Consider the following 12,998-nt stretch of genomic DNA (forward strand, 5'->3'; position numbering starts at 1 on the left):
GGCCTCACCTTTCTTGTTGAAATTTAGTGTTCTCACGACTTGTTTCTAATCGTTACCATTACCTTTGCCATTACCCTTACCGTTTCCGTTGTTCCCGGAGTCCCAATGATAAGCAGCATCATCTTCCTCATTCGAGCCTTCCTCGCCATTTCCTTCATCCGGATTCGTGTCCACCGGTACATCAGGTTCAACAGGCGGCTGCTCAAAGGTCGGCTGCGGCACGGTACCATTCTTGACATCGCTGTAACTTACGCTGTACGTATCCACTTGGCGACCGTCACGGAAGATCATGACCGTTGCATGCTTGTCGGGAGCCAGCAGCAGCTTAACAGGTACCATTTCGGAAGTCGTAATGGTCTTATTCACGGCTTCCTGATTTTCTCCCAGCGCATCGCTGAAGACCACCCGGATTTTGCTTTCTTGACCTTCGACGCTCGGCGACACCGGTACGCTGTAATTATACTCAAGCGCATCCGAAGGATAGCCTGAGCTGACGAACAACGTGATTTTGGAGCCTGGAGCAACCTGTTCATTGGCCTCATGCGGCCACTGCTCTACTACGATGCCCTTCTTCACTTCATAACTGGATTTCTCTTTGATTGCCTCAACCTTAAAGCCATTGGATTCCAAAATATTGACGGCATTCTCCTGCTCTAAGCCAACCACGCCCGGCATAGGGACGAAATTCTTCCCCTCACTTACCGTTACGCTGATTACTTCCGTTTCCGGATCGATTTTTGTAGTGGCTTCCGGACTTTGTTTAAAGATCTTGCCTTGTGGCACTTCATCATTTTTTTCGGACGATCGTTTAATGGAGGTTTCCTTAACGCCAATCTCTTTTAACGCAGCAACAGCCTCATCAAACGTCTTCCCATTAAGGTCCGGCATTTCCGGAAGCGGCTTCGCATCCCCAACCGACAATTGAACCGGTGCCCCCTGCCTGAGCATGGTCTCTGGTTCCTTATCCTGGGCAAACACAATGCCTTCATCGACATTTGGTTTATATTCACGAATGACTTCCTCATCCACCGTCAAACCTTGGGCCTCAAGCGTGCGGATCGCATCCTCTTCCGTCATGCCTACTACTGGCGGCACCTTGACCTCCGGCACCTCCAGCATATTGTTCACATACATGACGACACCAAACATAATGCCGAGGAACAGGAGCACTGAGCCGATGATGATGGTCGGCTTGACCCATTTTTTCTTCGGTTTACCTGTCGGCTTTTCCTCAAAGTCCTCATCATCCGAGTCATCGTCTTCGTCATGATGCTGGCTGCTGCGCTGCATCGTTTTGAGCGCCGGCATGACCAGGGTAGAATCGGCATCGTCCTCGAACTCCATCTTCGGTTCGTTGAGTCGCATCGGCATCAAACACGTCTCGAGATCGTCCATCATCTCTTCGGCAGACTGGTAACGCTCCTCCGGGTTTTTGCGCATGGACTTCAGGATGATGTTCTCCACGCTTTGAGGAATGAGCGGATTCACTTCTCTAGGCTCATCAAATTCCTCCTGGAGGTGTTTCAGAGCAACACTAATGGGGCTCTCGCCCAGAAATGGGAGACGGGCCGTGAGCATTTGATATAACACAATACCAAGTGAGTATAAATCCGATTTTTCGCCCGTAACGACGCCCTTGGCGTGCTCCGGGGAAAAATAATGCACAGAACCCACAACAGAGCCTGTCTGCGTAATGGTTGTCGACGTGACCGCTCTGGCAATGCCAAAGTCGGTTACTTTGACCCTCCCATTACGGCCAATCAGAATATTATGCGGTTTAATGTCCCGGTGAATGATCTGGTTATGATGAGCGTGCCCCAGTGCATCACAGATCTGGGTAGCAATCCGCACAGCTTCTTCCACCTGCAGCGGTGCCCGTTCTTTTATAATTTCATTCAAATTCTGACCTTCGATATATTCCATGACGATGTAATGCACATCTTCCTCTTGGCCCACATCATAGATGCTGACCACGTTGGAATGCGACAACGAAGCCGCTGATTGTGCTTCACGCCGGAAACGGCGAATAAATTCCTCGTCGTGCACAAACTGCTGGCGCAGCACTTTGATTGCTACATTCCGGTTCAGCAAAATATCCTGAGCCTTGTAGACCAGCGCCATGCCACCGCCACCGATGCGTTCTATAATTTTATAACGACCAGCCAATTCATGTCCGATCATGAATCCCACCCCTTTATACGTTGCCCGACAACTTCTTCTTGATGTTCAAACATGGCGACCGTGATGTTGTCCTCACCGCCGGCAAGAAGTGCCAGTTGAAGCAGGCGATCCGCTCTTTCTTCCAGAGGAAGGTCAAGTGAACCGGAAATCTGTCCGATCAGCTCGCGGCTGACCCGGTTGCTGAGCCCGTCACTGCAGAGCAGCAGCACTTCGCCTTCTCCGATCGTAACCGGTGTAAGCTCAACCGTCACATCCACATCCGTTCCTAGCGCCCGGCTTAATACATTTTTCCGGGGATGGGTCTCCAGTTGATCTTCCGTAATCTGACCACTCTTAAAAAGCTCATTGACCAATGTGTGATCATCTGTGAGTCGAATCACTTGTCCGGGAACGACTTTGTAAGCCCTGCTGTCCCCGATATGTCCGATATAGCCTTCGGAACCTCGCAGCAGCACCGCTACAATCGTCGTGCCCATATTGTGAAGCCGCTCATCAGCCGAGGCTTCCCGATAGATAACGGCATTGGCATGCAATATGGCATCACCAAGCGCAGCCCGGATACTTTCCATGGACATGTCCTGTTCCAAAGAGGACAAATCCTCGGCCACGGTATCTACCGCAAGCCTGCTGGCGGTGTCACCCGCAAGGTGACCTCCCATACCGTCAGCAACCACACCCAAGGTATAGCCATGCTCCAGTGTGCTAACAAATACCGAATCTTCATTAACAGGACGAACGCGTCCCACATGGCTTACATGAACCGTCTTGATCAAATCTTCTCACCTCAACTCCATATGCTTGGCCCGCAGCTGACCGCAAGCGGCAGCGATATCATGGCCTTGTTCACGACGGATGGTCACATTGACCCCCTTGTCTGCTAACGCACGTTGAAATTTGAAAATATCGTTACGCGATGTGCGAACATATTTCCGTTCCGGCACATGGTTAACCGGAATCAGATTGACGAAGCAGTTCATATCCTTAATGACGTCCGCAAGCTCTTCGGCATGCTCAACCTGATCGTTTACGCCGCCGATCAAGGCGTATTCAAACGTAATGCGCCGCCCGGTTTTTGCCTGGTAATAACGAAGCGACTCAATCACGTCGTCGAACGGGAACCGGCGGTTAACAGGCATTAGCTTGGAGCGCAGCTTATCGTTCGGTGCATGTATGGAGATGGCCAGATTAATCTGGGTATCCTCTTCCGTGAATTTATAGATGTTAGGCACAATGCCACTCGTCGAAACGGTGATGTGGCGCTGGCCGATATTCAATCCTTTTTCATGGATCATCGTGCGCAGAAACTTCATCGTCGCTTCATAGTTCTCAAACGGTTCGCCCGAGCCCATGATCACGATGCTGCCGACACGTTCTCCCGTTTTATCGAGAATCTTCTGCGCCTGAACCACTTGGGCAACAATCTCGCCGGAGGTCAGATTTCGTTTCAAGCCACCCAGCGTGGATGCGCAGAACGTACATCCGATACGGCAGCCTACCTGCGTTGTCACGCAGATGCTGTTGCCGTAATTGTGCCTCATGATGACGGTCTCGATCGCATGGTCATCATGTAAGCCGAACAGAAACTTGACCGTTCCGTCCTTCGACTCCAGCTTGGTGATTTCCGTCAAGGTAACAAAACTGAACTCCTGCTCCAGCTTCGAGCGAAGCTCCTTGGATAGATTCGTCATTTCCGCAAAGTCGTTCACCCGCTTCACGTACAGCCAGTCATAAATCTGGGTTCCGCGAAACGCCGGCTCCCCATTCTCTTGAGCCCATGCTTGAAGCTCTTCCAGTGAATAATCATATATAAAAGGTTTCATTCTCACCACACCTGTCTAATTTAGAGGATGTCCAGCCAGCATTCTTCCGAACTCTCCCTATTACATTCATATGCATCTCTTTTTTCATTCTTCCTATTCTAACATAAATAAAAGAGACGGTAAAAGAGGAAAACCCGCCGGCATTGGCGGGATACGACTATAGTCATGGCGGCAGCGCCCTTATGAGGGGCGTCTGCCGAGTCTTGCAATGTAAAAACCGTCACTATGATAGTGCTGGGGCAGAATTTGAATCCCGCCTCCTTGCAGAAGCGATTTCTTTTCCAGCCGGCTTAAGGCGCCAAGACCATCTTCCGCGATTTCAAACTCGGAATGGCCTTCCAGAAAAGCAGATACAACGCCTTCATTCTCCAGCGGTTCAATCGTACACGTGCTGTATACCAAGAGTCCTCCGGGACGAAGCAAGGTAGAGATCGACTCCAGCAGCCTTAGCTGCAGCGCCGCAATTTCATGAATGTCCTCCTGTGACTTGCCCCACTTCAGATCGGGCTTGCGGCGGATGACGCCAAGGCCCGAGCAGGGAGCATCCAGCAAAATTCGGTCAAAAGACGCAGGCTCGAAGCGGTCAACCAAATCCAGCGCGTCCCCAGTCACGATCGAAATGCTGTCCAGTCCCAAACGGCTGGCCTGATCCGAGATCAGCTTGCCTTTATGCGCATGAATGTCGTTAGCGACAATGCTGCCTTCATCCTTCATCAGCTCGCCCATGTGGGCACTTTTCCCGCCCGGGGCCGCGCAGCAATCCAGCACCCGCATCCCCGGCTCGGGCTTAACAGCCTCGGCGACCAGCATGGAGCTTTCATCCTGGATCGAAATCATTCCGTCCCGGTACCATTCGGTCAAGGCCATATTGCCCGCTCCTTTTACGACAATCCCATAGGGGCTGAGCGACGAAGGGGTGGCATCGAGGCCGTGGCTGCTCATTAATGTCAGCATGTCCTCACGGCTGATCATCGTGGTATTCACCCTGACGCTGACTGCCGGCGGTTCATTGTTTGCGGCACAGATCGCTTCTGTCGTCTCGATCCCGTACTGGGATATCCAGCGCTCCACCAGCCACTGCGGATGGGAGTGCAGCAGAGAAATGCGCTGAGCAGTCGGCATATTCTCCGGAATCGCCAAGCTTTCCTTCTGGCGCAAAATATTCCGAAGCACCCCGTTCACCATACCGGAAATCCCTTGATGCCCGCGGCGCTTCGCCAGATTAACGGCCTCGCTGACAACCGCGTGATCCGGAATCCGATCCAGATATACGACCTGATACAGACTGATGCGAAGCAGCGCCCTTACCCACGGCTGAAGCTTCTGTACCCCTTTTTTTACAAACTTGTCCAAAAAATAATCGAGCGTGTTCAGCCGCGAGATCGTGCCATAGATCAGCTCCGTGGCAAGTCCCGCGTCGCTCTTCGCAAGCGAGGACTTCTGCAGGGCCGTGTTGAGCAGGAGATTGCTGTACGCTCCCTCCTGCTCAACCTGTGTCAACACATTCATCGCCAGCTCCCGCGGGGAGTCCAGTCGCCCCTTCGGGCTGCGGTTTCCGCTCACGTCAGCACCGTCCCGGCCGTCAGGCTCGTCCCGCGCACGAATTGCGCCGCATCCATTGCCTTCTTGCCGCTGGGCTGAACCGTAAGCAGCGTCAGCGTGCCGTCGCCTGTTTTCACGACGATCCCTTTCTCCTGCAGCCCAAGCACGGTCCCGGGTTGCGCATCGCCAGCTGACTTCTGGGCGCTGTCCGGCTTAGCCGCTGCCCATACTTTAAACACTTCGCCGTTCCACAGCGTGAATCCGCCGGAATAAGGAACCAGGCCGCGAATCTGATTGTAAATTTCGCGGGAAGTTCGGCTCCAGTCGATTCTCTCGTCATCCCGGGTCAAATTCGGAGCATACGTTGCCTTCGAATCATCCTGAGGCTCGGCCTCCACCTTGCCCTTCACGAGCCGCGGCAGCTCCCGCCGAAGCAGCTCGGCGCCGGCTTGGCTCAGCTTCTCGAACATGGTTCCGGCCGTATCGTTGTCTTCGATAGGGACCTCGGTGCGGGCGATCATGTCCCCGGTGTCGAGTCCCTCCGCCATATACATCAGCGTGATGCCTGTGACGGACTCTCCGTTGATGATGCTCCGCTGAATCGGCGCTCCTCCCCGGTAAGCGGGGAGCAGCGAGCCGTGGACGTTCAGGCAGCCAAGCGCTGGCATATCCAGCACGGATTTCGGCAGGATTTGGCCGTAGGCGGCCGTGACAATCAAGTCAGGCTTATATTCGGCCAGTTCGGCCACGGCTTCCGGATTCCGCAGGCGCTGCGGCTGCAGAACAGGGATGCCGTGACGAAGAGCGGCTTCCTTAACCGGCGTTGGGGTCAGCACTTTTTTACGCCCTTGCGGACGGTCAGGCTGAGTAACAACGGCAGCTATGGAATAACCTTCGGCAATCAACATTTCCAGGCTGGGTACTGCAAAGGCCGGGGTGCCCATAAATACGATATTCATCGATTCTCCAGCTCTTTTCTCGGCTGTTCCGGAACATACTCATACACCCGGTCAGCGATTTCCGTAAACAGCACCCCGTTCAGATGATCGATTTCATGTTGAAACGCTCTCGCAAGCAGCCCGGTACCCGTAATGACAAGCTCTTTGCCTTCGCGGTCAAGCCCCTTAACCGTCACTTTCTCCGCACGGCGCACATCCCCGTTCCATCCCGGAATGCTCAGGCAGCCCTCCGGCCCGAATTGCTCGCCTTCGCTCTCCACGATCTCCGGATTGATCATCTTGATCAAGCCATGCTCGTCACCGGCATCGATTACGATCAGACGCTTCAAAATGCCGACCTGCGGCGCAGCCAATCCGACGCCTTCCGCATCGTACATAGTGTCGGCCATATCGTCCAGGAGCTTTTGAACGTTCGGCGTAATTTTGGTAACTTCCTTTGCCTTTTTATGAAGAACCTCATCCGGTTCTTTAACGATAATTCGAATCGCCATGTCTATGACACCATCCTTGTGCTTTTCATCATTGTATGCTGTATTACATTAACATTTGCGGATCAACGTCAATACTGATCTGGAGCTTGCTGTCCCGCGCCGAATCCTGAAGCTTCTCGGCAACCGAACGCACCAGCGAGACAGCATCCATCGTTCCCCGCCATTTTATCATACATTGAAATCTGTATCTATTTTTCAACCGTGGAATGGGAGAAGCTACCGGACCCAATATATCGAGCGCGCTGGCGTCGAATCGGTCCAGGCTTCCAAACCATCCCCGGCGGTCGGATTCGCTTTTGATCGTCGCGGCGAAATTCTCCGCCATTCTTACCAGCAGCGGCAGCTGTTCATGCGACAGCGTCACCAGGATCAGCCTGCAATACGGCGGATAATGGAGCGCTTTGCGGTGCTTCAGCTCGTCTTTGACGAAGGATAAATAATCATGGCTGCTTGCATGGATAATCGAATAATGCTCGGGCGTATAGGATTGGATAACCACTTCACCCGGCAGCTGATGGCGGCCTGCTCTTCCGGCAACCTGAGTGAGCAGCTGAAACGTCTTCTCGGCCGCCCGGAAATCGGGCAGGTTCAAGGCCGAATCGGCCGTAATGACACCGACCAAGGTGACATCGGGGAAATCCAGGCCTTTGGCGACCATCTGGGTCCCTAGCAGCACGTCCCCCTTTTTATCCCGAAACTGCTTCAGCAGCTTCTCATGGGAGCCCTTCTCGGTCGTGGTATCAACATCCATCCGAATGACGCGAATGCCGGGAAACAGCTTGGCCAATTCTTCCTCGACACGCTGCGTGCCCGTACCGAAATAACGTATATGCTCGCTTCCGCAATCCGGGCAAACCTCCGGCGCTTGTGCGGCATAACCGCAATAATGGCAGCGCAAATTATTCGATTTCTGATGATAGGTTAGCGAAATGTCGCATTCCGGACAGCCTGCCACATATCCGCAGCTCCGGCACATGACAAACGTGGAGTAACCCCGCCGATTCAACAGCAGCACCGTCTGTTCACCGCGTTCCAGCCTTGTCGAAATCGCGGCATGCAAGGAGCGGCTGAACATGGATCGATTTCCTTCACGGAGCTCCTCCCGCATATCCACGACCTGGACCTCCGGCAGCTTGTTGCCCAGCGCACGGCTCGGCATCTCCAGCAGATGAGGCGCAAAATCATCCTGAGCTTGCGATCTCGCCGCATGGTAGCTCTCCAACGAAGGGGTTGCCGAACCCAGAATGACGGCTGCACCGGTCAGCCGGGCACGGTGAATCGCAACATCCCTGGCATGGTACTTCGGCGTCTCTTCCTGCTTATAAGAGCCTTCGTGCTCTTCATCCATAATGATCAGGCCCAGACGGTCAAACGGCGCAAATACCGCCGATCGCGCACCCACGACAACGGACGCCCGGCCTTCTCTTATTTTCCGCCATTCATCATAACGCTCCCCATCCGAGAGCCGGCTGTGCATGACAGCTACACGGTCGCCAAAACGGGCTTTGAACCGCTCCACCATTTGCGGTGTCAGCGATATCTCAGGTACCAGGACAATCGCTTGACGCTCCTGTTCGAGACAGCGCTGAATGGTCTGCAGGTAGATTTCGGTCTTGCCGCTGCCGGTTACCCCGTGCAGGAGAAACACGCCATGCTTGCGTTCATCCAGCTTGTGCACGATACTGCGGTACACCGCTTGCTGCTCCGGTGTGAGCGCCAATGGGGTGCTGGGCGTAAAATGCCGCCCTCGATACGGATCCCGGAACACTTCGATATCCTCAAGGGTAATCAGCCCTTTGTCAGCCAGCGCCTTTATGGTCCCTGCGGTGACGCCCAGCGTCTGCAGCAGATCCTTCTGCGATATCGGCAGAAATGCTTCCATCTCCAATATATATTGGAGCACTTCCTTCTGACGCTGGGCCTTGGCAGGAAAGGAAACCAGCGCCTGTTGCGCTTCCTCGCTCGATACGGCAAGCTCTACCGCTTTCATCGTTTTTTTCTGCAGTTTATCCTTGATTTGCTGAAACTCACTCAGCCGTCCTCGGCCGATCAGCGCTTTAATGGTAGCAGCTCCATCCGGAAATGCTCGCGTTAACTGCTGGAGCGAAACCTCGCCTCTCTGACTGACAAACCGGATCATTTCCTGCTCCGACTCGCTTTCCGGCAGCAGCGCAAATAATCCGTCGCTTTCCTCCGTCAGACCTGCGTCTGGCTCGCTAAGGGAAATATATCGCTCGGCTTTCCCCTTCAGCGCCGTTGGCAGCATCGACTGCAAGACCGATATATAACGGCATGCGTAGCGCTCCTTCATCCATTCTCCAAGCTCAATCAGTTCAGGCGAAAGAGGCGGCATCACATCGAGTACTTCCTGAATCGGCTTCATTTTGGCCGTATCCATCTCGGGCCTTGGATGCAAAGAGACCACGAACCCTTGGAGCGTACGGTGCCCAAACGGCACGCCGACCCGGCTGCCTACCTCAACCCAGGGCCGGAGTTCCTCGGGAATCAAATAATCAAAAGGTCGGTCCGTATCCTTGGACGGCACGTCCACAATCACGCGGGCCATTTCCATCAGGATGACCTCCCGGACAACCGATCAGCCGCCAGCGTTAACAGCCTCTGGGCCACTTCCTCCTTGGACATCACTGGAAGCTGGAGGACCAGTCCTTCTGCATCAAAAATATGAACGCTGTTCGTATCCGTGCGGAAGCCCGCTCCTTCCTGTGTAACATCGTTAGCAACGATCAAATCGCAATTTTTACGATTCAACTTTTCCCTGGCGAACTGCTCCACCGTATCGGTTTCAGCCGCAAATCCGATTAAGAACTGGGAGGTTTTTTGGCGTCCCAGACTCTCCAGAATGTCCGTTGTCTTGACAAGATCCAGCGTCATGGTCTCCCCACTCTTTTTGATCTTTGATGTCGCTACCTCGGCAGGGCGATAATCGGCAACCGCCGCTGCTTTGACCACGATATCGCTATGATCGAACACGCGCAGCACCGCTTCGTACATATCTTGGGCCGATTCCACCTTTTCCGTCCGGATTCCCTCTGGTGGAGCTTCATCGGTATGAGCGGCAATCAGGTGGACATCCGCTCCCAGCTGCTTGGCCGCTTTCGCGATCGCAAATCCCATTTTTCCGGAAGAATCATTCGTTATATACCGGACCGGATCAATGCGTTCGATCGTGCCGCCGGCCGTGACAACTACCTTTTTACCATGCAATATGCCTGTGGTGCTGCTCGCTATTTCTTCATTCAACGCCACAGGCTGTACTGCACGTTCTCGGAAAAACCGTTCCACCACATCAACAATCGTATCAGGCTCTTCCATCCGTCCCTTTCCGACGTATCCGCAAGCGAGAAGCCCCTCTCCAGGTTCAATCATGGACACCCCGCGGGAGACCAGCGTCTCCATATTCGCCAAGACGGCCGGATGCGTGTACATATGCACGTTCATTGCCGGCGAGATCATGACAGGTGCCGTGGTCGCTAGCAGCGTCGTGGTCAGCATGTCATCCGCCAGGCCATGTGCCATCTTGCCGATGACATTGGCTGTGGCCGGAGCGATCAACACCAAATCGGCCAGATCGGCCAAGTGGATATGCGAGACGACCGATGGGTCCCGTTCATCAAAGGTATCGCTATAAACCGGGTTTTTGGTCAGCGTTTGAAGCGTTAATTCCGGAATGAACTGCTTCGCGGATTCCGTCATAATGACATGCACATCCGCCCCCCTCTGGACAAGCCTGCTGCATAAAGTCGCTGCTTTATACGCGGCAATGCCACCTGTAACGCCAAGCACAATGACTTTTCCGTTCAACATGACAATCCCCCGCTTTCCATTGTATAAAGGCTACATTCTCATATCTTCTCAAAAAAATAACAACCTTTCGGTTGTCACATTTTCGCGCGCTAACGCATGTTATTCAAATATTGAAGAAAAAGTCTTAGTCCTGTCCCTTCTCGATTTTCACGTAATCGCCATAGATTTCTTCCAGAGCGACACCGACAAACTTATGGGATTTCGGATTCTTCAACTCGCTGACTCCGCCTTCACGCAACTGGCGTGCACGGCGGGAAGCCGCAACCACAAGAGAATATTTACTGTCTACCTTATTCATCATTTCATCAATGGATGGATATAACATGGCGAAGCACCTCTTCTTCTTTTACTTGAAAGTTAACACGTCTATGAATAGACAGCTTACTTTCTTACCTTACAATGTTCGGCAATAATGATAGATTGTATTCTCTCACAAGCGAGATTGATTTCATCGTTCACTACCGCATAATCATAATGCTGCAGCAAATTGATTTCGTCAACCGCTACGGACATGCGGTGGTCGATGGTAGCTTGACTCTCTGTTCCCCGGCCCTGGATCCGATCTTTCAGCTCATCCAGAGACGGCGGCATCAGAAACACAAAGATACCTTCCGGAAACTTCTCCTTGACCTTCAGTGCACCCTGCACTTCGATCTCCAGTATAATATCCTTGCCGGAGGCTAAAGTTTCTTCCACAAAATCACGCGGGGTTCCATAATAGTTCCCGACGTATTCCGCATATTCGAGAAGCTGGTCGTTCTCAATCATATCCATGAATTGTTCCCGACTTTTGAAAAAATAGTTCACACCATGTACCTCACCGAGCCGCGGCGAACGCGTCGTAGCCGACACCGAATACACCAGCTCCGGAACCCGGCTGCGAAGCGCCGTACAGACGGTTCCTTTTCCCACCCCGGAAGGACCGGACAATACAATCAATAATCCTCTAGACATAGTACTCCTCATCTTATTCGTCGTTGTCGTCATCTTTGCTGGACAGACGGTGAGCCACCGTTTCTGGCTGCACAGCCGATAAAATCACGTGGTCGCTATCCGTAATGATAACAGCCCGTGTCCTTCGGCCATATGTAGCATCAATCAGCATATGACGGTCCCGTGCTTCTTGAATGATCCTCTTGATCGGAGCCGATTCAGGACTCACGATTGAGATGATCCGATTGGCCGATACGATGTTTCCGAAGCCAATATTAATAAGTTTGATTGCCATAGTGCGGTTGCTCCCCCTATACATTTGACTCTTACTTGCCGATGAAGCTGCGGTCATTCCACATTAGCGGCTTGTTCACGAATCTTCTCCAGTTCCGCTTTCATTTCGACAACACGGTTTACCAGAGTCAGATGATTGGCTTTCGATCCAATCGTATTGACTTCTCTGTTCATTTCTTGAATCAGAAAATCCAGTTTACGGCCTACAGGGCTCTTCTGATGAAGCAGCTCTCTGCATTGCTCCAAATGGCTATGAAGTCGAATCAACTCCTCGTCTACATTGGAACGTTCAGCAAACAGCGCGACTTCCATTCCGAATATATGTTCATCAACAGCAAGCGATCCGTCATCAAGAGATTCTATGCGCTGCCGCAGACGCTTCCGGTACTCTTCCGGAACTTCCGGAGCAAGTTCGGTCATCTCTCGGTGAAGCAGCATCAATCGGTCAAGCCTCTGCCCGATATCCTTCACGAGAAAAGTGCCTTCCCTGCTGCGCATCTGGATCAGACCCTCCAGCGCTTGTTCAAGACCTTGAAGAAGCGCATCATTCCATAACTTCTGCTGCGCTTCATCCATGGGAAGTCCGCTCGGACTAACAAGAACATCTGGCAGCGACAAAATATCCCGCACCGCCAGATCTCCCTTGATTCCATATGACTTCAAATCCTCGGCTGCCTGTAAATACGCCTGAACCATGGCGTGGTTCAGCACGGCACCCTGGGACTCGCCGTTGTTTTCCTTGTTAATATAAACATCAATCCGTCCGCGTCCGATTCGGCTCTGTACCATCCGTCGAAATGAATCCTCGAAGAGAGCCCATTCACGGGGCATACGAAAGACGATTTCACAATACCGATGATTGACTGACTTCACTTCGAAAGAGATACTGTAACCTTGAAAATCGACAACGGATTGCCCATATCCGGTCATGCTCAATGACATCGGAATCACAT

12 protein-coding genes are annotated in these 12,998 nt (G+C 52.8%); all 12 read right to left on the minus strand.

What is annotated here, in order from left to right:
* Positions 1–45: 45 nt before the first annotated feature.
* The gene (gene pknB / locus ACETK5_RS18135; protein ID WP_394057052.1) at positions 46–2,181 is read right to left on the minus strand and encodes a Stk1 family PASTA domain-containing Ser/Thr kinase; all 2,136 of its coding nucleotides are present in this window, start codon (positions 2,179–2,181) and stop codon (positions 46–48) included.
* The gene (locus ACETK5_RS18140) at positions 2,178–2,954 is read right to left on the minus strand and encodes a Stp1/IreP family PP2C-type Ser/Thr phosphatase (RefSeq protein ID WP_076320735.1); all 777 of its coding nucleotides are present in this window, start codon (positions 2,952–2,954) and stop codon (positions 2,178–2,180) included. The genes pknB and ACETK5_RS18140 overlap by 4 nt, the downstream gene beginning before the upstream one ends.
* Before the next feature lie 6 nt (positions 2,955–2,960).
* On the minus strand, positions 2,961–4,001 hold the full coding sequence (gene rlmN, locus ACETK5_RS18145) for a dual-specificity RNA methyltransferase RlmN (RefSeq protein WP_100536104.1): 1,041 nt from the start codon (positions 3,999–4,001) through the stop codon (positions 2,961–2,963).
* Between the two features lie 180 nt (positions 4,002–4,181).
* The gene (gene rsmB / locus ACETK5_RS18150; RefSeq protein ID WP_394057054.1) at positions 4,182–5,564 is read right to left on the minus strand and encodes a 16S rRNA (cytosine(967)-C(5))-methyltransferase RsmB; all 1,383 of its coding nucleotides are present in this window, start codon (positions 5,562–5,564) and stop codon (positions 4,182–4,184) included.
* A complete protein-coding gene (gene fmt, locus ACETK5_RS18155; protein ID WP_394057056.1) occupies positions 5,561–6,502 on the minus strand; it encodes a methionyl-tRNA formyltransferase in 942 nt (313 codons plus the stop codon). Before fmt ends, rsmB begins: the two co-directional genes overlap by 4 nt.
* Complete coding sequence (gene def, locus ACETK5_RS18160) at positions 6,499–6,993, minus strand: peptide deformylase (protein ID WP_100536101.1); 495 nt, start codon at positions 6,991–6,993, stop codon at positions 6,499–6,501. The genes fmt and def overlap by 4 nt, the downstream gene beginning before the upstream one ends.
* A gap of 43 nt (positions 6,994–7,036) precedes the next feature.
* Positions 7,037–9,565 carry a primosomal protein N' gene (gene priA, locus ACETK5_RS18165; protein WP_100536100.1) on the minus strand — a complete coding sequence of 843 codons (2,529 nt, stop codon included), beginning with the start codon at positions 9,563–9,565 and terminating at the stop codon, positions 7,037–7,039.
* The gene (coaBC, locus tag ACETK5_RS18170; RefSeq protein WP_394057058.1) at positions 9,565–10,818 is read right to left on the minus strand and encodes a bifunctional phosphopantothenoylcysteine decarboxylase/phosphopantothenate--cysteine ligase CoaBC; all 1,254 of its coding nucleotides are present in this window, start codon (positions 10,816–10,818) and stop codon (positions 9,565–9,567) included. Before coaBC ends, priA begins: the two co-directional genes overlap by 1 nt.
* A 124-nt stretch (positions 10,819–10,942) precedes the next feature.
* Entirely contained in the window at positions 10,943–11,143 is a 201-nt protein-coding gene (gene rpoZ, locus ACETK5_RS18175; RefSeq protein WP_100536098.1) for a DNA-directed RNA polymerase subunit omega, read from the minus strand.
* A gap of 56 nt (positions 11,144–11,199) precedes the next feature.
* The gene (gmk, locus tag ACETK5_RS18180; protein ID WP_071223696.1) at positions 11,200–11,772 is read right to left on the minus strand and encodes a guanylate kinase; all 573 of its coding nucleotides are present in this window, start codon (positions 11,770–11,772) and stop codon (positions 11,200–11,202) included.
* Positions 11,773–11,785: 13 nt separating this feature from the next.
* Positions 11,786–12,046, minus strand: coding sequence for an extracellular matrix/biofilm regulator RemA (gene remA, locus ACETK5_RS18185; RefSeq protein ID WP_006209218.1), 261 nt, complete (start codon positions 12,044–12,046; stop codon positions 11,786–11,788).
* A 53-nt stretch (positions 12,047–12,099) separates the two neighbouring features.
* The gene (locus tag ACETK5_RS18190; RefSeq protein ID WP_100536097.1) at positions 12,100–12,987 is read right to left on the minus strand and encodes a YicC/YloC family endoribonuclease; all 888 of its coding nucleotides are present in this window, start codon (positions 12,985–12,987) and stop codon (positions 12,100–12,102) included.
* Between the last annotated feature and the right edge of the window lie 11 nt (positions 12,988–12,998).

The sequence above is a fragment of the Paenibacillus ilasis genome, from assembly GCF_043195395.1.
GTDB lineage: Bacteria > Bacillota > Bacilli > Paenibacillales > Paenibacillaceae > Paenibacillus_AQ > Paenibacillus_AQ lautus.

What these genes read in the sequence shown, in the direction of transcription:
- def (WP_100536101.1), bottom strand. Translation starts at nt 6,993, where the DNA reads ATGGCGATTCGAATTATCGTTAAAGAACCGGATGAGGTTCTTCATAAA.
- ACETK5_RS18190 (WP_100536097.1), bottom strand. Translation starts at nt 12,987, where the DNA reads ATGTCATTGAGCATGACCGGATATGGGCAATCCGTTGTCGATTTTCAA.
- fmt (WP_394057056.1), bottom strand. Translation starts at nt 6,502, where the DNA reads ATGAATATCGTATTTATGGGCACCCCGGCCTTTGCAGTACCCAGCCTG.
- coaBC (WP_394057058.1), bottom strand. Translation starts at nt 10,818, where the DNA reads ATGTTGAACGGAAAAGTCATTGTGCTTGGCGTTACAGGTGGCATTGCC.
- remA (WP_006209218.1), bottom strand. Translation starts at nt 12,046, where the DNA reads ATGGCAATCAAACTTATTAATATTGGCTTCGGAAACATCGTATCGGCC.
- rlmN (WP_100536104.1), bottom strand. Translation starts at nt 4,001, where the DNA reads ATGAAACCTTTTATATATGATTATTCACTGGAAGAGCTTCAAGCATGG.
- priA (WP_100536100.1), bottom strand. Translation starts at nt 9,565, where the DNA reads ATGGAAATGGCCCGCGTGATTGTGGACGTGCCGTCCAAGGATACGGAC.
- gmk (WP_071223696.1), bottom strand. Translation starts at nt 11,772, where the DNA reads ATGTCTAGAGGATTATTGATTGTATTGTCCGGTCCTTCCGGGGTGGGA.
- rpoZ (WP_100536098.1), bottom strand. Translation starts at nt 11,143, where the DNA reads ATGTTATATCCATCCATTGATGAAATGATGAATAAGGTAGACAGTAAA.
- pknB (WP_394057052.1), bottom strand. Translation starts at nt 2,181, where the DNA reads ATGATCGGACATGAATTGGCTGGTCGTTATAAAATTATAGAACGCATC.